Genomic DNA, 576 nt, shown 5'->3' with positions numbered 1-576 from the left:
CGAGCGGCAGGCACCCGGAGCTCGGGCCACAGCTTGGCTCGCGGGAGCAGGCCGATTGGGGAGTAAGGCCCGCCGCCTCGCAGGAAAGTTACGATCAGTCGCAGCTTTGGCAGGAGGTGGACCAAGCTGGGCGGCGGGAATCTGCCGGCTCCGACTCGAATTGGTCGCCGCAGATTCCGTCTGATTTTGACGCGACTATGTGGCCAGCGCCGAAATCCACGTCAGCTCGCTCGTCAGACATCTACCGCGGTCTTGATTCCCTGGTCGATTTGCCGTCCACACCCGCCGAGCTGCGTGACGATGCTCACTCTACGCCATTTCCAGGTACAGCCTCCGACGCTCAGGTTGAGGCGCTCGATCCGCAAGCCTCGTCCCACGACCGCAGCGGGCTGGCACTAGGCGCCACGGAATGGCTGAACGATGAGCATATCCAGAGGGATTACGAACTTCTGGCGCAGGAGCTGCAGAGGGAAAATCCAGATCTCGCCGCCCGAACGCGGCTCGTCGACCCGCTGATAGCCCACTACCATCTGCGCCTGGGCTCCGACAATGCCGCGCTCAGGGCTTTCCAGCGCA

General features: G+C 63.5%; 1 protein-coding gene. It reads right to left on the bottom strand.

Translation table 11 applies throughout. The annotated features are described in order from the left end of the window. Positions 1–395: 395 nt before the first annotated feature. On the bottom strand, positions 396–576 hold a 181-nt coding region (locus RFM98_RS31230), incomplete at its 5' end, for a hypothetical protein (RefSeq protein WP_320312301.1).

Source organism: Mesorhizobium australafricanum, assembly GCF_033977265.1.
GTDB classification, from domain to species: Bacteria; Pseudomonadota; Alphaproteobacteria; order Rhizobiales; family Rhizobiaceae; genus Mesorhizobium; species Mesorhizobium australafricanum.
Note: the sequence above shows the minus strand (reverse complement) of the source record. Positions and strands in the feature narration are given on the sequence as shown.